Genomic DNA, 23370 nt, shown 5'->3' on the forward strand with positions numbered 1-23370 from the left:
AGGTTCTCATGGCCCGCATGAATTTAATCGAATATATATTCAATAACGAAGAAGTCCGGTGACGGAGTCCGGTCAGGGGGCCGACACCCTACGGCCACCTATCGCAACGATCGTCGATTCGGTCGACGACATCAACGCCTCGTGGCTAACCGATGCGCTGCACCAAGCCGGTTGTCTCGGCGGCGGCCACGTCGCGTCGTTCACCAGCGAGTTGATGAGTGTTGGCCAGCTGGGATCGGTTGCGCGGCTGACCCTCACCTACGAGGGCGCTGGATCGGAAGCGCCGCCGACTCTGATGGTCAAGCTGCCGTCCAGGGATGCCGGCAGTCGGGCGATCGGTGTCACGCTCGGTATCTACGAGGGCGAAGTGCGCTTCTACCGGGAGATTGCCCCGACCGTCGGTATCCGGGTGCCGAGGATGCGCTGGGCTGACATCGAATCGTCGACCGGCCGGTTCAGCCTTCTCCTTGAGGACCTGAGCGCGGTCGGGACGCCCGGTGACATGATCGCCGGAGGCACCGCCGACCAAGCTGCCCGAGCATTGGATGCACTCGTCGAGCTGCAAGCGCCACACTGGTCGGATCCGGCCTTGCGCGAAAAAAATTGGCTCGCCCACCCCAGCCGTAACCAGAACTTTTTCGCCGGCGTGGAGCCGGCGCTGCCGCTATTCCTCGAGCGCTTCGGTGGTCGCCTAGATGCTGCCGACGTCGAGCTGGTGGAGCAGGTCGTTCCGTACGCCAACCGCTGGGCCGCACAGATGACCGCTGGCCCCACCGTGGTCCTGCACGGTGATTACCGCATGGACAACATTCTCTTCCCGGACGACCCGGACGCTCCGGTCGCGGTGTTTGACTGGCAGGCAACACGTTTAGGTCCACCACTGGTCGACGTTGGTGTGTACCTCGGCGGCTGCCTGTCGTTGGAGGATCGGCGTCACCACGAGCGAGAACTATTGAGGCGATACCACGATCGACTGATGTCACGCGGGATCACCGGCTTCTCGTCCGACGACATGTGGGAAAGCTACCGCTGGTGCGTCTTTTACGGACTGATGCTCAGCGTGCCATTTTCCGTTCAGTTGGAACGAACCGAGCGCGGCGACGCGCTGTTCGCGGGCATGGTTCGCTCCTACGCCCAACAAGCGCGAGACCTCGAATCAATGGAGCTGCTGCGATGAGTACATCCGTCACCACCGCCTTGGCGTTTTCCTGTGACCGTCACACGCCGCCGGCCAATTTCGCGGCCGCAGCAGCAGCCGCGACACAGAGCGGTGCGGTCGACGAACTGCTGATCTGGGACCAGATGACCAACTTCTGGCCGCGCCAGCTGTGGTGCCCGGAAAACAGCCCGATGGCGACGATCATCCCCGATCTGGACTCGTATTCCGACGCGTTTGCGATGAGCGGTTACCTGGCCGCCTCGGTGCCCGGCATCGGTGTGACGATCAGCACCGATGCGATCCGTCGGGGGCCTGCGGAACTCACCCAGACGATGATGACGCTCGCCAACATGACCGGCGGCAGAGCGAAAGTGATGATCGGCGCCGGGGAAGCCAAACAGGTTGTGCCATATGGCTGGAAGAGGTCTGAGGGATTGGCCCGCCTCGAAGATCAACTCAGGTGCTTCAACGCGTTGTGGTCGAGTACCGAACCTGTTGATCTGCCCGGCAATCATTGGACCTTCAAACAGGCATGGTTGGGGCAGTCACGCACTCATCGCCCGAGCGTGTGGGCGTTGGGCGGCGGGCCGAAGTTGTTCGACCTTGCGACAACCTATGCCGACGGGATTTCGGCCATCGTGCCTTGTGTCGCGCCGACGCCAGACTCTTGGGCTCAGACGGTCCGCACGATGAAGGCAGAACTCGAGCGGAAGGGACGCGATCCTGAGCAGTTCGAATTCGGGATCTGGTTTATGGCCTTGGTGCACGACGATGCCGATCTTCTGGCGCGTGCCCTCGACAATCCGATGATGCGTTGGATGGCAGGTGTTTTCGGACGGTTAGACCAAAGCGCCTGGGACGCCGAGGGCATCGAGCCACCGCTGCCGCGAGATTGGCACTACGCGGTGAAGCTACTGCCGGTGACCTGGACCGACACGGAGATTCAAGGCCTGCTCAGCCGCACGACGCATCAGATGGCCGCGAAATCGTTCGTCTATGGCACTCCCGAATCAGTTGCGGCACAGGTAGAACAATATGTCGATGCCGGAGCCACCTGGGTCAGCGTCTGCGATATTCTGCCGCTGCTCCTCGATCCCGACGATGCACAGGCAGGCCTTACGCGCAATATCGACATCTGCGCCCGCCTGAAGAAGGCGGGCACGCATGGCGGATAACCCACCTGTCATCGAGGATCTGAGCGCATTCCTGATCTCGGGCCGGGTGGTTTCGCGACGCCCTGCCGATCCGAGTGACGAAACCGGCGCGCGCACTCCGGTCGACGGCATCGAAGATGGAGTATCAGCCGACCGCTTGGGTTTTCGTCGCGTCTTCATCTCGGAGCGGTGGAACCTCAAGGAGGTCGCGGTGCTACTGGCCGCGGTCGCCGCGCGCACGTCCCGCGTCGAGTTGGCGACCGGATTGGTATCGCCGGCACGTCGTAATGTGTTGCACATGGCTGCCTTTGGCGCCACAATGCACGCGTGCTTCGGGCCCCGATTCGTGCTGGGCCTAGGTCGCGGCGACCACAGTTACTTGCGCAGCGAAGGACTGCGGACGCAGGGGTTCGAGGGACTGTGCGATTACGTCGACATCGTTCGCCGGCTCTGGGCCGGCGAGGCCGTGACCTACGAAGGTCCAGCGGGACGATACGACGGCATCAAACTCGGCGACGTGTACGAGGGCGAGCAACCGAAGGTTTGGTATGGCACGTTTGCGCTGCCCAAGGCCGCCAACGCAATCGCCCGATCATTCGACGGCGTGCTGCTGCCGCCGGTTCTCACGCCGGCCGCGACCGCGGCCGCGGTGACGCGAATTCGGCAGGCGTGCGAGCGTATCGACCGAGATCCGGCAACGGTGCGGATCTGCCAGTGCGTGATCACCGCGCCCGGGCTCTCCGATGACGAAACCAGAGCGCTTGCCCATGCGCGGGCAGTCACCTATCTGCAGGCCCCCGAGTACGGTGACGCGCTGGTCCGCGCGAATGATTGGGATACCGCGCCCGTCGCGAAGCTACGCGCGCACACCCAGTTTCAAGGCAACAAGGAGATGGCCGACCTGACCTATCACCGGATTCAACTGATGGAGCCGGCGCGGTTGATCCCTGATGCATGGATGGAGGAGACCTGCGCACTCGGGTCGGTCGACCACTGCGTCACCCAGCTGCAGCGCTTTCGCGATGCCGGCGCGGACGAGATCGCGACCTACGGCAGCACGCCTGGGCAGAACGCCGGGTTGATCGAGGCGTGGCGGACACGCGACCGGATAGGTCTACGTCGATAGCGGGGTGGCCAGTTGAGGTTCAGATTGCAACTGAGGCCCATGCCGCGGTACGGACCCGGGATGTCCATGGGCGGGGGTTAGCCGGCTGACGGTTGCGCGACGACTATGGCGCCGCAGTAGGTTTGGCGCCTTCCGGGTAGGCGCCGTAAATGGTCAGACGGGTCATCTCGTCGAGGAACGCCTCGACGCTCGGACGCGGGCGGGTTGAGCCCTCAAACATCCAGTCTCCGAACACCGCGATCGAAAACACCATCCCAAAGATCACGCGCGTCACGACCGCAGGGTCGAAATGACGGAACCCGCGGTCCTCGATCTCGTCTTTCATGATCGCCTCGAATTGTTCGAGGAGCCTGCCGAGTTGCGGCGCCCACGCGGTCTCGGCGCTTAACGGTCCGCCCACCGCTCTGGCCCCGACCATCTCGTAGATCAGCCGCCGGTTGGCCGACAACACGTCGTAGACACCGCGATAGAAGTCGTACGTCTCGGCGTAGGCACTTTTCATCCCGCGAGGTCGGCTAGCCCAGTCCGCGACATACTCGGAAACGAAGGTGTTGAACGGGGCCAGCACGGCCTCTTCGAAGAGCTTTGCCTTGGACCCGAAGTGCCGAAAAATCATCGGCTCCGTCACCGAGGCGGCGCGTGCGATTTCTCGTGTGCTGGTGCCCGCATAGCCACGCTCGGCGAACAAGGCGCGCGCCGATTCCAGCAGCAGACGCCTTCCCTCGCCACGCGTCACTGGCTGGCCGTTGGCCTTAGGCTTGCTGGGCACCCCGCCATTTTCGCACCGACCGGCACTTCCGGCCCGCCGAATCCCGGGAGTCGCGTGTCGCAAATTTCACGACCGACTCCGCCAGTGCGGCGACGGTTTCACCGTCCGTGACTTCGGGTGGGGGGCGCGGACCGGTGCCGGACCCAATCAATGGACGGCAACGCCGGCCGTCCGGTATTCAACCGGGTCAAACGCCGGCTTTGCTGCGGTGGCTTCAGCGTTGATCGCCCGCACCGTCAGCACGGTGAAAACAATGATCCAGGCAAAAAACACAATCATTGGGATATAGAACACCAGGACCCCATTCTGCGAGAACGGCCCGGTTTTGAAGAACAGCAGCAGGCTTGCCTCACACATGAAGAAGCTGGAGAACAGGTTCAAGTATCCCGACCATCTCGGGAAAGTCGGCCGGGAACTGCGATCCATCAGGATGCCCACCGCCAGCGCGATCTGGAACAGCGCGAACGGGGCGCCGGTGAACAACACGCCCAGCCAGCCAAGATCGTTGAGCGCCTGGGTTACTTCGGGACTGGTCTGTCCAGGCCGCCACGATGCGGCACCGAAGAAAAATCCGATGAACATCACCACGACGACCTCGCAGGCCACCGAGATCAGCATGACGTTGAACAGTATTGGCCATCGGCGCTCGCGCAGGCGCACCATCTGAATGATGCTCGCGCTCCACGTCGTGTAGAGGATGCTCGAGAAAATGAAGATCACCGTCGCGATCCGGATACCCGTCGTGTGCGCGAGGTATTGCGATACGACGGTTGCGGCCGGATCCGCCGCCGAAGGCGGCAATATGTACTGACCGTGGGCCACCACATTGGCCGCGAAAGGCCACAGGAACGCGAAAGCGAACCCGGTATAGGCGCAGACCTTCAGGATCAGCGGGTGAAAGCCGTCGGTGCGCATGAAATTCTCCTGTCGTGGGCGGTGGTCAACGATTCATGTCCGCGGTAAGCGCTGCGGGCGCCGAACCGTGCGGGCTGTCGTGGGTTTCCGCGGATTTCGTCTCGCTGTCGAACTGCCTGCGGATACCGACATGCATGTAATAGGTCATCACGGCAATCCAGATGGTGAACGCCACGATTGGGATGTAGAAGCCGACGAGGCCGTTCCACGCGAACGGACCGTGCTTGAAGAACACCGCAATGCCACCGCCGGCGCCGCTCAACGCAATCCAAAGGTTCAGATAGCCCACCCAACGTGGCCACAACGGTAAAGCGGAGCGGTCCATGAAGGAGGCCAACGCAATGCAGGACAGCTGCAATACATAACTGGGGAACACCATCACGAAGGTCAGCCAAGACAAGTCATTGAGCATCCGGATGGTCGAAGGTTCGAGCTCGGAGCGGAAAGTGGCTGTGATCCACAGCATTCCGCAAAGCTGGAAAAACACAACCAGCAGCACCGCGCCACCGAACTGCATCACGGCAAGGATCGGCATCCGCTTCTCGATGCGTGCGATCTGGATGGAGATCACGCCGAAGAACGGGAACAGCAGCGTGGTGGCGATCAGGCCCAACACCATGCCGATACGAATCGAGATCGCATGGTCGGTGAAGACCCGTGCGATCGTGTCCGGGTCCCACGACGGCGCGAGCGGAGGGACGAACCTGGCAAGGCCGGCGAACGCGATCAGGTAGAGGACGAAAAAGACTGGGCCTGCCCACACGGCAGCGAGTTGGATGCGCTTCGCCACGAGTACCTCCTTGTGATCGTCTGCTATGTAGCTATGAAATTTGTTGTTGCGCATTAGTTCTCACGTCGGCACCGCGGGCGCCATCACGGGTTGTGCACGGGTCTCGGCATCGGCACGCCCGGCCCGGGGCAGGTGTGGCCGTCGGCGCCGGCGGCGCACATGTCGTTGACCATGTATGACGGGTAGCCCGGCGGGAACGGATCCGAATGGGTTGCGAACCACTGCTGCGGAAGCATGTAGAGCACCGCAAATCCGAGGTGGATAGCGCCGTAGATCGCGAAAAACTTGACCGCCTGCTTGCCCCTGAATCCCAAATTCAGTGTGCTGATTCCGCGCTCGACGACGGTCTGGCCCCGGTCGTCGCGAAAATAGCTCAGACACGCGATGGCTCCGAGCGCAAACCCGCCGAACAGCACCGTTTCCGACAGCGGAATCTGGTATGTCTGGCCGGCGAACAGCGTGATCGCGCGGATGCCGCCCGGGTAGGCGTATACGCCGGTGCGCAACACCAGACCCTCGACGAGGGTGTCGCTCAGCGTCAAACCGACGACGATCGTGACCACGATGCCGACGATGCCCAGGCCCGGCCAGCGTGACTTGATCTTGCGCAGGAGCCACAGGATCACGATCACTTGTGAGAAGACCAGCGCGGTGTAGGCCGGCGGAACGATCAGCAATGGTTCAGGGAGCCTGTTGGCGTGCGGGCTGGTCCATGTCGGCCAGGACCCGTTAGCCCAGGCCCCCCGGTTGATCAAATGCGAGTTATAGAACAGGGTCACCGACGTGTAGTTCATCACCATGTCCCAGAAGAACACCGTCGATGCCGCCAGAGCGATCATCGCGTCGGTCGTCAGGAACCGGTGCTTGCGCCATGGCCGGATCACCCACAAATAAAGCAGTGCCACCGCGGCGATCGGTATAGCGATCTGTAACGCGTTGAACACTAACGCCTTCCAGGCCGGAAGTTTATCGGGCCCGGGGTCCGTGGGCGTGAAGCTCGAGCCGAATATCCACTTGGCCAGTACGAAGACCTGGAAGGAAAGCAGCACGACCCCCGCACTCGACCACCACAGCACCGGGCGCGGCCGGCGAACCTCCGGATCGAGACGTAGCCCCCCGGGCGGGAGCTCGTCACGCTGAATCGTCGCCACGTCTGGTCCCTTCATCGCCGGCACGACAGGCTTCCCACAGCCTGAAAGTGGCGCTTACATTATGAGCCGCGAAAACTCAAATATGCAAGTGACACTTACATCCGGTCAGGGTGCGGCACTGTCGAACGGCGTCGATTCGCTTAGAATCTTCTGCTATGCAGCCAGATTCGCAAGACCGGCCAGGCTGGCGCGACGGTGCGCGGGCCCGAACGCTAGCCGCCGCGCATCAGCTCTTCGCTGAGAACGGCTACCGAGCGACGACGACGAAAGAGATCTGCCTGCTGGCCGGCATCGCCGAACCGACGCTGTTTCGCCATTTCGGCTCCAAGGCAAACCTGTTCGAGATGACCATCATGGAGCCGTTCACCGCGTTCATCGACGGCTGGATCGCCTCGTGGCGCGAGTTTTCGGCCGAGTCGTCAGTCCAGGACCTCGCCGAAAGCCTGGTCAGTGGCCTGTTCGCGCTGGTGCGCCGGGACCGCAGGCTGTTTCAGGAACTCATGGAAGCTCGCCCGGACCCCAAGAGTGATTTGCACGAGTCCGCCGTCGCGATCAGCACCCGGATCCGCCAGGGCCTGCGGGCCGTGCAGGAAGTGGGCCTCGAGATCGCCGACGAACGTCATCTGACGCGCCTGGACCCGCCCGCAACGATCACCTCGGTGGCCGCCATGGTCATCGGCGCCGTGCTGCTCGAAGACTGGATCGTGCCCGCCGGTGCTCGCCGGCCCAGTCAAGACAGGATGATCCACGAGATGACCATGATGGTGACCCACGGCATCACCGGCCGTCCATCGTGATTCGGCTGTTCGGCGTCGGGTTCAGGCGAAGTAGTTCTCGGCTGGGTCTTCCCGCTGGGCCCGGATGGCCCGGAAACAAAGGTTGCTCTGGATGATGATCCACACCGTAAACAGCACGAACGGCGACCAGAACACCAGCAGGCCGTTCCAGGCGAAGGGGCCCGTACGGGGTAGGAACGCGAACGCACCCGCCTCGAACATGAAGGTGATCCATAGCGAGCCGTAGGCCCACCAACGCGGGAAGGGGTTGTTCTTGACCTGCTGGGTGGCCGGCCGCAAGGCGATCACCGAAACGGCGATCCACGCGAAGATGTACGCCTGGTCGGTCGTCGTCATGGTCAGGGACGCCAACTCGTGCATCAGGGTCGTCACCTCGGAATTCTTACGTGGCGCGGTATAGGCCGCCACTCCCCACATCATCGGGGGCAGCGCCAGGTAGATCGACATCAACGTGCCGCTGGCCAGGGTCAGCGCGCTCCACACCTTCCAGCGCCCCGGCTCCACCCGGGCCATCTGCGCGGCGAACACGGCCCAGATCGGCATCATGAAACAGCCGGTCCAGCTGCAGATGACAGCGCCCCACTTGATCTTTGTCCCGTTGGCGACGTACCACTGCGCCACCTCGTCGGCGGACCACTGCGGGCTCTTCAGCGGGGCCTGCTGCAACAGGAGCACAAACGCCAGGCCGTAGACGATGGCGAGAGCGACACCCCACCACAGGATCGCCCGCTGGCTCGCCAGGGAGAAGTGGCCGCGATTATCCACCGTGGCGTGCGGCGGCGAGCTCGTAGATGACGTCATGAGTTGCCCTCTCAAACGATGCGACCAGCCATGCCCGGCTTGCCGCGTCACACGCGACGTGCGATGTGCCCTGTTTCACAAGAGATCGTACTCAAGCATGATAACGATCGTTCGCATGGATTCGTCAATAGCCCGTCGCACCTCGAACACGAACCGGTAGGGCGGCGACGCGTTCGACGGACGGGACCGGGCCAGTGTCCGTTAAGGCGTCGGCACCCTCGAGTTCAGGGGCGGAATCACGGTGTCGACAACGAGCCCCAGCTCCCGCCGGTTTGGCGGTTGTCCAGTCAGCAAGAAATGGTGGTTGATCAATGCCGGTCCGATGAAAGCGGTCAATGGGGTAAGCGTGCCCGGGTCGATGTCGCCCGCGTCGACGGCAGCTTGCAGGATCGAGTCGACGACCTTCAGGCGTGGGCCCACGACGGCATCGGCGAAGATGGAGCGCATCTCGGGTTCGTGAAGAAGCTGCTGAACCGTCTGCAGGCCGGGAAATGCCGTCTTGCCGGCCACGAGGTCACGTTGGGAAATAAACAGGGCGAGCAAGGCCTCGCGAGCAGACCGGCCAGGGCGCGGCTCGGGCACCGCCGGCAACGCGTACACCAGCGCAGCATGCACCAAGTCGCGCTTAGACGCCCAGCGCCGATACAACGCCGCCTTGCCGGTGCGGGCGCGCGCCGCGATCCCCTCCATCGTCAGCCCGCCGTAGCCGACCTCGGCCAATTCGGCCAACGTCGCCTCGTACAGCGCGCGCTCGAGTACGGCGCCCCGCCGGCGACTCCGACTGCCATGCGGCGCTACTCGAGCGGCTTGCGACATTTCACGATAGTAACCGTCCGCGTTCCGAATAGCGCGACGCGGCGCCGAGAACGATCTCTCACGCGCGCGCCGACAGACCTATCCGCCGGCGCAGTCGCGGCACCCCTGGCCCGTCGAGCAGGTGCAGTAGCGCGGTGCGACCGCACACCGCCGTCATCAGCGCGGCCACCGGTCCACGGATCTCGGCGCCGCTGCCCCACGTTCGGTGAATATCGTTGGCGCACAGGCTGATCCCGTTCAGCCGACGAACGGGAACGAAACCGAACGGCCAGGGGCCGGTCAGGAATTCCATCGCCAGCGCTGCCAGCTGCGGGTCGGGCTCGAAAGGCAGGCCGAGCGGAATTCGGATATCGCCGCCGTGTACCAGGATGTCCGCGAGCGGATCCAGCGGCCCGAATAATGGTGGGCTGGTTGGCCGATCCGCGCACCGGTGCAGGCTGGCGGCGATCTCTGCGGATGGCAGCCGCGCGCGACGGCGCGCCAATTCGTCGATCGCACGAGCCATGCTGCCGCGGCCGATGGCTACGCGGAGGAACGCCGAAGTTTCGTCGACCACCGTGCTGACGATGTGTGCACCCACCGTTTTGACATCCCACCCCGCACACAGGCTGGGCGTCGCCAACTGCTCGGCATCCAAGCCCTCGAGCAGGCTTGCAATCCGCCGCCGTTCGTCGGCGACGGCAGCGAACACGTACTCGCGGTCGGCTGCTCGCATCAGTGGGTAGCTGGCAGCATCAGCTTTTCGGCGACCCAGCCGGGTTCGGTGATCATCATGTCGTGGCCGGTGTCGAGGTCCCACAACCGCCGATTGGCCTTGCGCCGCAGTCCATCCACGTCGCGCCAGCGCATGTACATCGTTGTGCAGAGGTGGGATTGCGGGAGCTGGGCGAGCTCGGCCTCGTTGGTCAACGACGGCGCGTAAACCTGGTGGACATGGGATCGCAACAGCCGCGCAACGGGCTGGTAGCACCAGCCGCCGTGGCCGCCACCATGCACCAAGACGTAGGTGGCGGCCATGGCGCTGTCCGGGCTTACACCGCGGGGTATGCGACCGACTTGATCTCGGTGTACTGGTCGAAGCCGGCGACACCGTTCTGGCGTCCCACGCCGCTTTCCTTGTAACCACCGAACGGCGTGTCGGCCCCGTACGGGGCACCACCGTTGACGCCCATGAAGCCGGCCTTGATCCGCCGTGTCACCGACAGCGCGCGCTCGAGCGAACCCGCAAACACGTTGCCGGCCAACCCGTACACGCTGTCGTTGGCGATCCGGATCGCGTCCTCTTCGTCGTCGAACGGAATGACCGACAGCACCGGCCCGAAGATCTCTTCCTGGGCGATGGTCATCTTGTTGTCGACATTGGTGAAAAGCGTTGGGCGAACGTAATATCCCTTGTCGAAACCGGTCGGGGCGTCCGGACCGCCGACCAGCGCGGTGGCACCTTCCTCGACGCCCTTCTTGATGTAGCCCGTCACCCGGTCGTACTGCCGTTGCGAGATCACCGGGCCGCACAGCGTTGCGGGGTCCTGCGGGTCGCCGCACGTGACGTTCTCGTAGATGTTCTTGAGGATTTCCACGCCCTCGTCATAACGGGACCGGGGAAGGAGCAGCCGGGTCGGGTTGGCGCAACCCTGACCGGCGTGCATGCACGGCGCGATGCCTACCATGCAAGCCGTCGCGAAGTCGGCGTCCTCCAGCACGATGGTGGCCGATTTGCCGCCGAGTTCCAGGAACAGCCGCTTCATGGTGGCCGCACCCTTTTCCATGATCCGTTTCCCGACCACCGTCGAGCCGGTGAACGAAATCAGGTCGACCTTGGGCGACAGGGTCAGCTCTTCACCCACGAAGTGATCCGACGCGGTGACCACGTTGACGACACCGGCTGGGATGTCGGTCTTTTCGGCGATCAGCCGACCGAGCCGGTTCGCGTTGAACGGGGTGTTGGGTGCCGGCTTGAGCACCACCGTATTGCCGGTGCCCAGCGCCTGGCCGAGCTTGTTGAGGGTGACCTCGAACGGGAAGTTCCACGGCACGATCGCGCCGACCACGCCGACCGGCTCGCGCCACACCTTGCGGGTGGTGAGCGTGCCGGTCAGGCTGATCACCTTGTCGCCCAGGTCGGTCTCCCAGGCGTACTCGTCGATCAGCCGCGCGGGGTACTTCAGCCCGTCTTCCAGCGGAGCGTCCAGCTGCGGGCCGAACGTGATGGCCCGCGGCGAGCCGACCTCGAGGATGAGCTCCTCGCGCAGCTCGTCGATCTCGGACTCGATCGCCTCGTGCAGCTGCAACAGGCAGCGCTTGCGCAGCTCCTTGTTGGTCGACCAGTCGGTCTCGTCGAAGGCACGCCGGGCGGCGTCGATGGCCCGGTGCATGTCCTCCTTGGAGGCGTCAGCAACCTCACCGAGCGATTCCTCGGTCGCGGGGTTGATGTTGGTGAAGGTGCCGGCCTGGCCGTCGACGAGCTTCCCGTCGATCATCATTTTCGGCTCGAACCGGACCTTTACAGTGTCAGCCATTTTTGTTCAGCTCTCTTCAGACTCGTGATCTTGTGACTCGTCCCTGCGGAGAGCCTTACTGGAAACTAGCCGATTGGCAACATGCTCCCTGCGGGTAGGCCCCTGACGTGCGATTACCGCACGCTCCCTCGGCGCCATGACCATCCTATTTCTGCGCGTCGAACAGCACCGGCACCGAGGTCGGCGACCGGAACACCTGCCCGCGGATGTGCGGGTCGTTCCCGTCGGGATCCAGCCGCAGATTGGGCAGCCGGTCCAACAAAAGGTTGATCGCGGTGCGCATCTCCAGGCGGGCCAGGTGCATGCCCAGGCAAACATGGACGCCATACCCCCAGCCCAGATTCGCCTTCGCCTGGCGGTGGATGTTGAACGTGTTCGGGTCGTCGTAGCGATCCTCCTGCCGGTTCGCCGAACCCAGCATCGGCATCACCGTCGCCCCGGCCGGGATCGCCACGCCGCCGAGCTCGGTGTCGCGGGTCGCCACCCGGGTGATGGTCAGCAGCGGCGATTCCCAGCGCACCCCCTCCTCGATCGCCTGCGGCAGCAGCGAGCGGTCCGCGCGGATCGCATCCAACTGCGCGGGGTCCGACAGCAACGCCAGCAGCAGGCTGCCCAACGCCCGGTAGGTCGTCTCCACGCCGGCGGGCAGCAGCAGCCGCAGAAACGAGAAGATCTCTTCGTCCGCGAGCTTTTCCCCGTCGATCTCGGCCGCGGCCAGGGCGCTGATCAGATCGTCCTTCGGCTCGGCCCGGCGGGCCTCGAGTATCGGGGCGAAGTATTCGCACAGGGCGGCCGAAGCCGCCAGCCCGCGTTCGGGGTTCATCAGCCAGCTCAGCAGCGAAATCGACCACCGCTGGAACTGCGGGTAGTCCTCTTCGGGCAAGCCCAGCAGGCCGGCGATGATCTGGCTCGGGTAGTCGAAGGTGAATTCCTTGACCAGATCAGCCTTGCCATTGGGTGCGAACTTGTCGATCAGACTGTTCGCCACCCGGCCGACCAGCTCGTCTTGCCAGCGCGCCAATGACTTCTGCGAGAACGCCTTTGACACCAGGGACCGCAGCCGGCCGTGGATGGGCTCGTCCATGCCGAGCATTACCCGCTCGCCCAGCACCGGGCCGAACGCGGCGATCACGGCCGAGGACGAAAAGGTCTCGTTGTCGCGCAACATCTGCTGGATGTCCTCGTGGCGATACACGATGAACATCGGCAGCGACTCCTCGTGCGGAAGCGCGCCCGAGGTCTCGAGTCGCTGCACCGGTTCCTCGCGGCGCAGCCGCGCCAGTTCGGTGTACGGGTCGCGCACGTCACCGGAGATCGCATCGTCGAAGGCACCGAAGTCCTCCAAGTCGTCGAAAAGCTGTTCCATAGTTACCCCTCAGTCCCCTTATTTCCGTTGCGGCGCTTAGCCGCCAGCGACGCCAAGCGCTGCAGCACCGGCTGCGGAAGAATCTTGGCGGCGAAAACCATCGCCTTTTGGCCAGCCGTCAACGGCCATGCGCCGTCGCGCATCGCACCGAAGCGCGGTATGCCCAGCGCGATCCGCGACAGGTGATGCATCCCCGTCGGCGGAAGAATCCGACTGGACGCCAACAGCATCGACGCATCCAAACCCACGCCCCGGCGCCGGAACGCCCCGGTGTCCGCCAGCGCCTTGACCAACCCATCGGTGAACCGCTCGGGTGGACGAGCGAGGCTGACCGCGAACCGGCCGCGGCTGTTCATCGTCTGATGGATCCGGGCATAGGGCCCTTCGAAGTTGCGGTCGTCGGTCGTACCGGCGTCGGTGATGATCTCGGTGTCGTACATGCCGGTCACCAGGATGCTGACGCCGAGACCGAACGGCGCGATCTCACCGGCCATCGATTCGCCCCACCGTTCCAGCGCGCCCTTGGCCGCGGAATACGGCGCGGTGCCCGGCTGACCGCGCACCCCGTTCGCGCTGGAGACCAGCACGATGCGGCCGTGGCCCGCCGCCCGCATGGACGGCAACAGGGCCTTGGTCAGTTCCACCGGGCCGATGACGCTGGTGGTGAACATGTTCTGCCACAACGTCGTATCCGCCTCCTCCACCATGCCGGCGGCGGAGATTCCGGCGTTGTGCACGATGGCGAACGGCGCGCCGACGGCCTCTTCGATTGCCTTGGCCGCCGCGGAGATCGACCCGATGTCCAACAGATCGAGCTCGACCGCGATCAGCCGGTCGTCGTCGTCGGAGGCCCCGATCGCTTGCCGCAGCAGCGGAAGTCCCTTCTCGGGTGTGCGCATGGCCGCGACCACGCGCCACCCCTCGCGATACAGGCGCACGGCCGAGGCGAACCCCAGTCCGCGCGACGCGCCGGTGATGACGACCGCGCGCGGCTCAGCCATGCTGGCTCGGGGTCGCGCAGGCGCCCTGACCCGGGGGCGGCGGGTCGACGTGGGGCCGACCGTTCGGTTCGCCGCTCGCCCAGGTCGACCAGATGCCGACGGAGTAGGGCCCCTGCGCGCCGGCCTTCTCGTAATACCCTTGCGGGTCATACACTTTCGCCTCCGGATACGGCCATGGGCAGGCGACCGAGGTCGCCGCGTGGCTGACCTTGATGGCCCAGAACCACGCGCCGTAGGCGAAGTAGGAGACGTTGATGATGGCGAACATCACCAGGAAGGTGCCCAGCACCGGCCGGCTCGGGAAGACCTTCGCCTTGGCCGCCAGCTTCTCTGCCACCGATTTACCGGTGTCATCGCGATAGCAGAGAATCGCCGCCGGCACCATCACGAAGGTCACCGAGAACGATTCCCAGATCAGCGGGAACTGAAAGGTCGTGCCGGTGAACACCGATCCCCACGGGATCACCTGCGAGTAGATGTACATGCCGGCGTGGACGAGCTGGATCTCCAGCCACGCGTCGAAGATGAAACCGATCACGCACGTCAACAAGCCCAGGCTCCACAATGGGTGTCGCGACACGAAACTCGTTGGTCCGTACTTGGCCTGCAGCTTGCGCAGGATCCAGATCGCCGGGAAGTACGGCCCGAAATAGAAAGTGACGTACCCGAATACGACGAACGGCTCGACCGTCGGCGACAGCGATACCAGCGGCCAGGACTCCGGCCAGTGGATGAGGTCGGGGTTGTACACCGCGAACGGCGACCAGTTCATGATCGGGTCCTGCCACACGATCAGCGTGGTGCACAGGAACATCAGCATCACCGGGCTGCCGGGATTGCGACGCCAGCCCCGGATGAACACCACCAGCAGCACCAGCAGCATGATGCAGGTGGAGATGTGCAGGAAGGTGATGTAGTCCAACCCCAAGAAGAACTTCACCGGACGGGGACGTCCCTGCACGTTCGGATTGGCGACGCGCGGGTCAAGGGCGACACGACAATTCGCGATGAAGAAGAGCGCGAACGCCGCCAGCGCCGCGCCGGCGATCCAGCCGCCCCACCCGCGCTTTGTGCCGCCCGCCGGGGCGGGTTTGTCTTGTGTAGTCAACGGTGCGGACTGTTCTGTGGACATCAGTCTTCCTCTCCGAAGCGATCCACCAGGTGCGAGTTGATACCGTCGGCGTCGAGGGTTCGAGCCACCAAATAGCCGGCGCCCATCCAGGCCCGGCGGGTCCATTTGCCGAACGACACTCGAGTCCCGGGTGCGCCGGACGCGGCGGGCATCATCTTGACCCGCTCGAGGGCCTCCTTGACGCCGCGCGGGCTGAGCGGGTGTGCGTCGGTGAACGCGCGCACCAGCGTCGCGGCGACGTCGCGGTTCACCACGGTCACGCAGAACTCGGGGCGGCTGCCGTTGTACTTCTTCGCGTAGGCGTCGAGGAAGTCCTGGCCGATCCGGTTCGCCTCGTCGTACTGGTCGACACCGGTCCAGCCCATGAACGCGTTCCACATGATCGGGTTGACCCAGGCGTTCTGCCATGCGGTGGTGGTGAAGCGGGGCGGGTCCCAGCCGAGCGCCTCGAGCGCCGGGTTGATGAAGACGATGCCGAATCCGAAGCCCAGGTGGACGATCGCCTCGGCCTTCGCCTCATGCAGCGTCTGGACCGCGGCGTGGATGTCCTGTGCCGTCTGGGCGATCGACACTTCCGCCACGATGCGAATGCCCTTGCGCCGACACGCACTTCGCAGATTCTTCAGGTAGCTCTCACCAATGAGGCTCTGCTCGACCAGCACGCCGATCTCGGCCAGTCCGCGTTTGGCGATCAGGTCGGCCAGGAAGATCGGCTCGTCGGTCATCGATCCCTGCGGGAAGGCGAAGGTCCACTCGCCCAGCCAGTCGTCGGTGCCGGTGACGCTGATCGCGGGCACCTTGAACCGTTCCTCGATCGCCTCTCGCAACGGCACGCAGTTGTCGGTGATGTTCGGGCCGAAGACCACCAGGCAGCCCTCGTCGACGAGTTCGCCGTACGCATCGATCACCGCCTTGACCGAGCCCTTGGGCAGACCCTCCACCTCGCGATAGATCATCTGCACGGGACGGTCCATCAGGCCTTGGGCGAGGGCCTCTTCGAAGATGAGGTCGAAAGTCTGGGTGAAGGAGGCGAACAGATCTTCGGGAAAGCCGGGCGGCAGCGTGAAGTCCATCAAGTAGCCGACCTTGATCGGCTCGGCAGTGCTTTCGTAGGACATCTGACCTCCCGGGTGACCTGATCACTCGCAACGATCCATGGCTGACCTAATATTTGTTCAGACCGTAGCGGGGGCGGTGGGCAGCGTCAATCATCTACCCGGCTCCGCCCAGGTAGACCTCGACCATCTCGCCCAGGGCCCGGCCCACCGCGACATCGTCGGTGAGCGGTCCGGCGATCGCGGCCCGCGCCGCCTCCGGCATGGTCAGCCCCTCGGCGACGAGCCGGCCCGCCGCGATCAGCACGCGGGTCGACGCGACCTCGCGCAGGCCACCGGTTTCCAGGCGGCGGATGGCCTGGCCGAACCGCACCAGCTCGGCCGCGGTGGCGGCGTCGACACCCGCTTCGTGCGCGACGATGCCCTCCTCGACATCGGCTGCGGGGAAACCGAATTCGATGGCGACCATGCGCTGGCGGGTCGAATCCTTGAGGTCCTTGAGCACGCTCTGATAGCCGGGGTTGTAGGAGACCACCAGGCCGAAGCCGGGCGCGGCGTCCAGAGTGATGCCGAGGCGCTCGATCGGCAGCTGCCGCCGGTGGTCGGCGAGCGGATGCAGCACCACGGTGGTGTCCTGCCGGGCTTCCACGACCTCGTCCAGGTAGCAGATCGCGCCCTCGCGCACGGCGCGAGTCAGCGGGCCGTCCACCCACACCGTCTCGTCGCCCCGCAGCAGATACCGCCCGACCAGGTCTGCCGTGGTGAGATCGTCGTGGCAGGACACCGTGATCAGCGGCCGGCCCAGGTCGTGGGCCATCGCCTCGACGAAGCGGGTCTTGCCGCAGCCCGTCGGCCCCTTCAACACGAGCGCCAGACCCTGACGGTATGCGGCTTTGAAGATCGCCTCTTCGCCGCCGACCGCCTGGTAGTAGGGCCGTACCCCGACGTCGGGATTCGCGCCGTTGCGGCTGGCGATCCCGGACTCGTTGGTCATAGCGTCCCTTCTGCCGATTTTATTGGAGCCTATCCGGAACAGATGTTTGTTTCAAGAGCGTTGACGAGCGGCTTTGGTGTCGCGGTGTGGACACGAACCGCATTCGGGGACATGGCATCAACGTGAATCGGGATGTTCAGACGCTCACCCTGCGGCGCACCTCCGCCGCGCGCAACGCGGATCGGAACAGCGGTCCGATCACCCCGGCGAGCTGATCGGGACGCGCGATCGTGGCGTGTGCGGTGCTGCCGAACACCCGGCGCAGCGATGCCACGTCGGTGCCCGCGCCGATGGTCAGGCACACGCAGCCGGTCCCCCGCCGGCGCGCCTCGGTCAGCGCGCGCCGCGCATCCGCGGCGCCGTAGGCCCGCTCGTACCCGTGGTCGTAGGCAAGGCCGTCGGACAGCACCACAAGGAGTCGCCGTGAGGTTCCGCCGCGCGCCTCCAGCACCGCCGAGCCGTGCCGGATGGCCGCGCCGAGGCGCGAGTAAGCACCGGGTTCCAGGCTGTTCAGCCGCCGGATGACGTGGGCGTCGAGGTGGTCGTCGAACCGCTTGACGGGCACCATGGTGACCGCCGAGCGCCCCTGCGAGTAATAGGCGTACAGACAGACCCGGTCACCGAGGTCGTTCAGTGCGACGGTCAGATTGGCCACCGCGGCGCGCTGTTGTTCGTGCACCGTGCGCCCCACCGTGCCGGGCTCGGCCGCCGACCCAGACACGTCGAGAAGCAGCAAGACCGACAGGTCGCGCCGGCGTCGCAAGCTGTCCAGGTAGACCGACTCGTCGGGCACCGATCCGGCCCGCACCTCGACGCGGGCCTCGACCGCGGCGTCGATGTCGATGTCGTCGCCCTGCGATTGGCGGTGTCGACGGTGCAGGCCCATGCCGAGTCGCGACAGCGGCCGTCGCACCCCGATCGCGTCGTCGATCGCCTGCGTGGCAGACGCCTTGATGTCCGCCTCCACCTCCCGCACGGTGCACCAGGCCGGCCGGTAGCTCTTTCGGGCGACGTCCCATTCCGGGTACCGCACGCCGTCCGCGGTGGCTTCGGAGTCGTCGACCTCCTCGCTCGCGGCCGAGGCCAGCGACGACACGGCGTGCAAACCGCGTTTGGCGGAGTTGGTGCGATGCGTAGGGGCGTCCGCCCCCGGCGGTCCACCGCCATCACCGGTCTTACGCGCCGAGGACAGCATCTTCTTCAGCCACTTGCCGATGAAGCCGCCCCCACCGACCGGGCTGGTGAACAGGTCCGGATCATCGGAGTCGTCGACCTCGCCATCGTCGAGCTCCTCCAGCTCCTGTGGGCCACGGCTGCGCGGGACATGGCCGGCGCCGTCGTCTTGTTTTGTGACGCGGGCGCACGCGGCCAATACCTTGGCCGCACGGATCACCCCGAACCCGGGAGCCGGGTCGTCGAGCGGCGCGCGGCCCGCGGCAATGCTCAGCGACGCGGCGGGCGAATCACTGCGACCGGCGATGTCGCGATCGCCCAACGACGCCAAAACCGTTGGGAGCAAATGCGCATTGGCAACCAGTGCGCGGTGCCCCTCGACCGCGAGGTAGCGCTTGGCCGGCCGGGGGCGCCGAACCAGCGACCGCAGGACCTCGGGGTCCAGGCTGCCGGCGGCGATCATCGACGCCTGGACGGCAATGGCCTCGAGTTGCGCGCGGGCGGGTGCGGCGGCGTCGACGAAGATCGTCTGGCCGTCGGTCCATGCCGGCTCGCCGGGTGACAGCCCGGCGACCGCAACGGCCCGGCCCGCCAGCGCGGAGGCGAGCATGCCCAGGGCCTGCAACCGCTCGACACCGTCCCCCACGCCACCTCCGACTTTGTTGACCAAATATCTGTTCCACCGTAAAGTCCGGCGTCACGGCAGTCAATGAATCGGGAGCACATCATGATTGACTTCACCGGCCAGGTGGCTGTGGTCACCGGCGCCGGTCGGGGGCTCGGCCGGCTGTACGCACTGGACCTGGCCCGCCGCGGTGCCGCGGTGGTGGTCAACGACCTTGGCGCCTCGATGGGCGGCGAGGGCGCGGACAGAGGCGTCGCCGACGACGTCGTCGCCGAGATCACGACGGCGGGCGGCCGGGCGGTCGCGTCCCACGACTCGGTGGACAGCCCGGCAGGCGGCCGGGCGATCATCGATGCGGCGGTGAGTGCGTTCGGGCGCGTCGACGCGGTCGTCAGCAACGCCGGAATCTTCGGCAGCGTGGCATTCGAGGATCTCTCGGTCGACGGCTGGACCCGAATGCTGCGGGTTCATCTCGACGGCGCGTTCTATCTTTCACAACCGGCCTATCGCGTGATGAAGCGCAATGGCGGCGGCCGGTTCGTGTTCATCTCGTCGTCGGCCGGTATCTTCGGTCAACCGATGGAGGCGCACTACGCCGCGGCGAAGGCGGGCCTGGTCGGGTTGACGAACGTGATCGCGATCGAAGGCGAAGCGCACGGCATCCTCGCGAATTCCGTTATGCCGACCGGCTTCTCGCGCATGGTCACCGAGACCGTCGGCGACGAGAAGTTCCTCGCCGAGTCCGGGTTCATGCAGGCCATCCGGCCCGAGCTGGTGGTGCCGTTGGTGACGTTCCTCGCCAGCCGGGCCTGCACGTTCACCCACCGCAACTATTCGGCCGCCGCCGGACGCTATGCGCGGGTGTTCGTCGGGCTGAGCGAAGGCTGGCTGGCCGACACCGACAGCGAACCCACGGCCGAAGACATCGAGGCACACCTCGAGCAGATCTCGGCCACCGAGCGTTTCCTGGTGCCCGGCTCGATCGTCGACGAGGTATTGGAAGTCTGCGCGCGACGCGGCGTCAGCGCGATGCCGGGCAACGCCGAAATCGAGTTCCCCGAACCGCGCATCGTTGACCAAGAATCTGCCCAACCGTAGAGTCCGGCTAAACGACCAGGGACCAGAGTAAAGAGACAGTGGACTTCTCCTATCCGGCGGAAGTGGAACAGTTCCGCGTCGAACTGCGCGACTGGCTGTCCGCGAACCTCACCGACGAGCTGGTGGCCGCCCGGCGACCCTCGGGTCGCGACGATGCTTCGTTCGAATTGCTGCGCGCGTGGAGCGCGACGATGTCCGACGCGGGATGGGCCGCCGTGTCCTGGCCCCGCGAGTACGGTGGCCGCGGAGCGACGGTGCTCGAGCAGCTGGTCTACACCGAGGAGACCACCCGCGCGCGGGCTCCGATGCCGCTCAACGTGATTGGGATGAACAACATCGCGCCGGCGATCATGCAGTACGGCACCGAAGAGCAGAAGAAGACACTGCTGCCCCGGATGATGCGCGCCGACGACATCTGGTGTCAGGGAATGTCGGAGCCCGAAGCCGGATCCGATCTCGCCTCGCTGCGCACCCGCGCGGTACGGGACGGGGACGCTTTCGTCGTCAACGGCCAGAAGATCTGGACCTCGCTCGGCCATCGGGCGCACTGGTGCCAGCTGTATGTGCGCACCGACCCCGACGCCCCCAAGCACCAGGGGATCTCGTGCCTGATCGTCGACATGAAGCTGCCCGGCATCGAGGTTCGTCCGCTCGTCACGCTCAACGGCGACACCGATTTCGCCGAGGTGTTCTTTCACGACGTGCGCGTGCCGGCCGAGGCGTTGCTCGGACCACTCGACGGCGGCTGGCAGGTGGCCACCACCACGCTCAGCCACGAACGGGCCGGAGCCGCACGGCTGTACGCCGAAATGCAGGTGCGACTCGTTGAACTGGTCGACGACATCGCCGCACACAGCGACGCGCTCGACGACCCGGTGACACTGCGGCGCCTCGGCGAGATCGCGGTCCGCATCAAGTATCTCGAGGTGCTGTGCCAACGGTCGATCTCCGCGACGCTGCACGGCGGATCGGAGATGACCGCGTTCGGATCGGCCAGCCTCGCCAAGACCGTGTGGGGTGAGATCGGACAGGACATGGCCGCGCTGGCCTTCGACGTACTCGGTACCCGTGGCGACAACGCCGGGTGGGCGAATTACCGCCTCACCTCACGCTCGTTGACCATCGCCGGCGGCACAACACAGATCAACAAGAACATCACCGCGCAACGCGTACTCGGATTGCCGCGCAAATGAACCTCGAACTCACCGACGAGCAGGTCGCGTTGCGCGACATCACCCGGCGTTTTCTTGCTGACAAGGCACCGATTTCGGGTCACGTGCGCGAACTACTCGACGATCCGTCCGGCATGGACGGCCACGCCGACGCGGTCTGGCGTGGCCTGGCCGACCTCGGCGCCACCGGACTGCTGGTCCCGGAGGAGCACGGTGGCGCCGGGATGACGATGGTCGAGGCCGGCGTGGTGGCCGAAGAGCTCGGCGCCGCCCTGTATCCGGGACCGTGGTTGTCCACCGCGGTGGCCGCGCCGCGCGCGTTGACTCGGCTCTGCGACAACGATAGTGCCGCGACGATTTTGACGGGAATCGCCGACGGGACGACGATCGCCGCCGTCGGCTTGCTGGATTTCGAGAATGTCGCGGTCGACGACGGCGACGTCCTGCGGGGCGAGCTCGGCGACGTGTCGGATGCCGCGGCGGCCGGCGTGCTGCTGGTGTTGGCCGAAGAGTCAAACGGCACCGCACTTTTCGCAATACGAACCGACTCTCCGGGGTTCACCGCGGTGCCCGAGCGTGGTATCGACCAGACCCGCAAACAGTTTCGCGTCAAGCTCGACGGCACGCCCGCACAGCGGCTGGCCACGGCCGCACCGGCCGATGTTGCGGCGGTGATCGACGACCTGCTGATCGCCACTGCCGCCGACGCACTCGGTGCCGCCCGGGCGGTGATGGACCTCGCCGTCGAATACGCAAAAGTCAGAAAGCAATTCGGTCAGGTCATCGGATCGTTTCAGGCAGTCCAGCATCTGTGCGTCGATATGTACGAGACGGTCGAACTGGCCCGCAGCGGTGTGATTCACGCGCTGTGGGCCGCCGACGCGGCGGGGCCCGACGAACGGCACCTCGCCGCGCTGCGGGCCAAGGCGTTCGCCGGACGACTGGCCACCGTGGGCGACACGGCCATCCAGGTGTTCGGCGGGATCGGCTACACCTGGGAGCACGACGCGCATCTTTACCTCAAGCGTTTGCTGAGCTGGAGTGCACTGCTCGGCGGACCTGACCGGTATCTCACGCAACTCGGCGCACGCCTTGCCGCGAGGGGTCACTGATGGACATCGAATACCTGCTGACCGCTACCCGTTCCGCGCGCAAGGCCCTCGACTTGGACATGCCGGTGGACCTCGAGGACATTCGCGAATGCCTGCGCATCGGACTGCAGGCCGCGAACGGCTCGAACGCACAGGCGTGGCGCTGGCTGGTGGTGGCCGATGCGGCCAAGCGGGAAAAGATCGCCGAGCTCTACCGCGACGCGTATCTGAAGCGGGTCGGCGGTCAACTGCTCGCCGACCTGCTGCCGGGCGGCACACCGGAGAGCAGGCTGATGTCGTCGACGGAGTGGCTGGTCGAGAACCTGGCGAAGGTGCCGCTGCTGGTAATCCCTTGCTATGAGCCCTACTTGCCGCGCATCGACGGCGACGAGTCGTTTCACCTGGCCACCCTGTACGGGTCGATCTTCCCCGCGGTATGGAACTTTCAGCTGGCCTTGCACACCCGCGGCTACGGCACCTGTGTGACGACATTGCACCTACACCACGAAGAGGAGGTGTGCGAACTGCTCGGGATCCCGTCGACCTTCGTCCAGAGCGCCCTGCTGCCGGTGGGTCGGCTGCGGTCCGGGCACACCTTCTCCCCCGCCCCGCGGCGCCCCCTCGACGACGTGGTCGCGGTGGACAGTTGGGACGGTCCCGGGCTCTAGG

23 protein-coding genes are annotated in these 23370 nt (G+C 65.3%); 8 read left to right on the forward strand and 15 right to left on the reverse strand.

The annotated features are described in order from the left end of the window. Positions 1-295 precede the first annotated feature (295 nt). Genes BN973_RS23590 through BN973_RS23600 form a run of 3 tightly spaced genes read left to right on the forward strand, consistent with a single transcriptional unit; the run spans position 296 to position 3439 of the window. Entirely contained in the window at positions 296-1177 is an 882-nt protein-coding gene (locus BN973_RS23590) for a phosphotransferase family protein (RefSeq protein WP_232232138.1), read from the forward strand. Next, entirely contained in the window at positions 1174-2334 is a 1161-nt protein-coding gene (locus tag BN973_RS23595; protein WP_036471121.1) for an LLM class flavin-dependent oxidoreductase, read from the forward strand. Before BN973_RS23590 ends, BN973_RS23595 begins: the two co-directional genes overlap by 4 nt. Further along, entirely contained in the window at positions 2324-3439 is a 1116-nt protein-coding gene (locus BN973_RS23600; protein WP_036471123.1) for a TIGR03857 family LLM class F420-dependent oxidoreductase, read from the forward strand. Before BN973_RS23595 ends, BN973_RS23600 begins: the two co-directional genes overlap by 11 nt. 103 nt (positions 3440-3542) lie before the next feature. On the opposite strand, the gene BN973_RS30110 is transcribed toward BN973_RS23600, so the two are convergent. The 4 genes from BN973_RS30110 to BN973_RS23620 form a co-directional block, all read right to left on the reverse strand. Next, positions 3543-4208 carry a TetR/AcrR family transcriptional regulator gene (locus BN973_RS30110; protein WP_051641461.1) on the reverse strand — a complete coding sequence of 222 codons (666 nt, stop codon included), beginning with the start codon at positions 4206-4208 and terminating at the stop codon, positions 3543-3545. A gap of 147 nt (positions 4209-4355) precedes the next feature. After that, complete coding sequence (locus tag BN973_RS30115; RefSeq protein ID WP_051641462.1) at positions 4356-5123, reverse strand: hypothetical protein; 768 nt, start codon at positions 5121-5123, stop codon at positions 4356-4358. A gap of 25 nt (positions 5124-5148) precedes the next feature. Beyond that, complete coding sequence (locus tag BN973_RS23615) at positions 5149-5913, reverse strand: hypothetical protein (protein ID WP_139830306.1); 765 nt, start codon at positions 5911-5913, stop codon at positions 5149-5151. Between the two features lie 83 nt (positions 5914-5996). Then, the gene (locus tag BN973_RS23620) at positions 5997-7079 is read right to left on the reverse strand and encodes a spirocyclase AveC family protein (protein ID WP_084163528.1); all 1083 of its coding nucleotides are present in this window, start codon (positions 7077-7079) and stop codon (positions 5997-5999) included. Between the two features lie 140 nt (positions 7080-7219). On the opposite strand from BN973_RS23620, the gene BN973_RS23625 reads away from it, so the two are divergent. Then, positions 7220-7861 (forward strand): TetR/AcrR family transcriptional regulator, encoded by a 642-nt coding sequence (locus BN973_RS23625; RefSeq protein WP_036471126.1) that lies wholly within the window; start codon positions 7220-7222, stop codon positions 7859-7861. A gap of 21 nt (positions 7862-7882) precedes the next feature. On the opposite strand, the gene BN973_RS23630 is transcribed toward BN973_RS23625, so the two are convergent. The 11 genes from BN973_RS23630 to BN973_RS23680 form a co-directional block, all read right to left on the reverse strand. After that, positions 7883-8662, reverse strand: a complete 780-nt coding sequence (locus BN973_RS23630; protein ID WP_036471128.1) for a hypothetical protein — start codon at positions 8660-8662, stop codon at positions 7883-7885. 201 nt (positions 8663-8863) lie between these two features. Further along, the gene (locus BN973_RS23635) at positions 8864-9478 is read right to left on the reverse strand and encodes a TetR/AcrR family transcriptional regulator (RefSeq protein ID WP_036471130.1); all 615 of its coding nucleotides are present in this window, start codon (positions 9476-9478) and stop codon (positions 8864-8866) included. A 58-nt stretch (positions 9479-9536) separates the two neighbouring features. Continuing rightward, positions 9537-10193, reverse strand: coding sequence for a maleylpyruvate isomerase family mycothiol-dependent enzyme (locus BN973_RS23640; RefSeq protein WP_036471132.1), 657 nt, complete (start codon positions 10191-10193; stop codon positions 9537-9539). Beyond that, positions 10193-10495: a hypothetical protein gene (locus BN973_RS23645; protein WP_036471134.1), complete on the reverse strand. Its 303-nt coding sequence runs from the start codon at positions 10493-10495 to the stop codon at positions 10193-10195. The genes BN973_RS23640 and BN973_RS23645 overlap by 1 nt, the downstream gene beginning before the upstream one ends. Positions 10496-10509: 14 nt before the next feature. Continuing rightward, positions 10510-11994 carry an aldehyde dehydrogenase family protein gene (locus tag BN973_RS23650; protein WP_036471136.1) on the reverse strand — a complete coding sequence of 495 codons (1485 nt, stop codon included), beginning with the start codon at positions 11992-11994 and terminating at the stop codon, positions 10510-10512. 145 nt (positions 11995-12139) lie between these two features. Further along, positions 12140-13360 (reverse strand): cytochrome P450, encoded by a 1221-nt coding sequence (locus BN973_RS23655; protein ID WP_036471138.1) that lies wholly within the window; start codon positions 13358-13360, stop codon positions 12140-12142. A 2-nt stretch (positions 13361-13362) separates the two neighbouring features. Beyond that, a complete protein-coding gene (locus BN973_RS23660; protein ID WP_036471140.1) occupies positions 13363-14361 on the reverse strand; it encodes an SDR family oxidoreductase in 999 nt (332 codons plus the stop codon). After that, complete coding sequence (locus BN973_RS23665; RefSeq protein ID WP_036471141.1) at positions 14354-15493, reverse strand: spirocyclase AveC family protein; 1140 nt, start codon at positions 15491-15493, stop codon at positions 14354-14356. Before BN973_RS23665 ends, BN973_RS23660 begins: the two co-directional genes overlap by 8 nt. Then, positions 15493-16611 (reverse strand): ABC transporter substrate-binding protein, encoded by a 1119-nt coding sequence (locus BN973_RS23670; protein ID WP_036471142.1) that lies wholly within the window; start codon positions 16609-16611, stop codon positions 15493-15495. The genes BN973_RS23665 and BN973_RS23670 overlap by 1 nt, the downstream gene beginning before the upstream one ends. 94 nt (positions 16612-16705) lie before the next feature. Further along, positions 16706-17542 (reverse strand): CbbQ/NirQ/NorQ/GpvN family protein, encoded by an 837-nt coding sequence (locus BN973_RS23675; RefSeq protein ID WP_036471143.1) that lies wholly within the window; start codon positions 17540-17542, stop codon positions 16706-16708. 136 nt (positions 17543-17678) lie between these two features. Continuing rightward, positions 17679-19325, reverse strand: coding sequence for a nitric oxide reductase activation protein NorD (locus BN973_RS23680; protein ID WP_084163653.1), 1647 nt, complete (start codon positions 19323-19325; stop codon positions 17679-17681). A 117-nt stretch (positions 19326-19442) separates the two neighbouring features. On the opposite strand from BN973_RS23680, the gene BN973_RS23685 reads away from it, so the two are divergent. From BN973_RS23685 to BN973_RS23700, 4 genes are read left to right on the forward strand one after another with little or no spacing between them, the layout of a single operon-like run. Further along, positions 19443-20438 carry an SDR family NAD(P)-dependent oxidoreductase gene (locus BN973_RS23685; protein WP_036472974.1) on the forward strand — a complete coding sequence of 332 codons (996 nt, stop codon included), beginning with the start codon at positions 19443-19445 and terminating at the stop codon, positions 20436-20438. Positions 20439-20476: 38 nt separating this feature from the next. Then, entirely contained in the window at positions 20477-21631 is a 1155-nt protein-coding gene (locus tag BN973_RS23690; RefSeq protein WP_036471145.1) for an acyl-CoA dehydrogenase family protein, read from the forward strand. Further along, positions 21628-22722, forward strand: coding sequence for an acyl-CoA dehydrogenase family protein (locus BN973_RS23695; RefSeq protein WP_036471146.1), 1095 nt, complete (start codon positions 21628-21630; stop codon positions 22720-22722). Before BN973_RS23690 ends, BN973_RS23695 begins: the two co-directional genes overlap by 4 nt. Continuing rightward, complete coding sequence (locus BN973_RS23700; protein ID WP_036471147.1) at positions 22722-23369, forward strand: nitroreductase family protein; 648 nt, start codon at positions 22722-22724, stop codon at positions 23367-23369. Before BN973_RS23695 ends, BN973_RS23700 begins: the two co-directional genes overlap by 1 nt. The last annotated feature ends 1 nt before the right edge of the window (position 23370 follow it).

It is taken from the genome of Mycobacterium triplex (genome assembly GCF_000689255.1).
GTDB classification, from domain to species: domain Bacteria; phylum Actinomycetota; class Actinomycetes; order Mycobacteriales; family Mycobacteriaceae; genus Mycobacterium; species Mycobacterium triplex.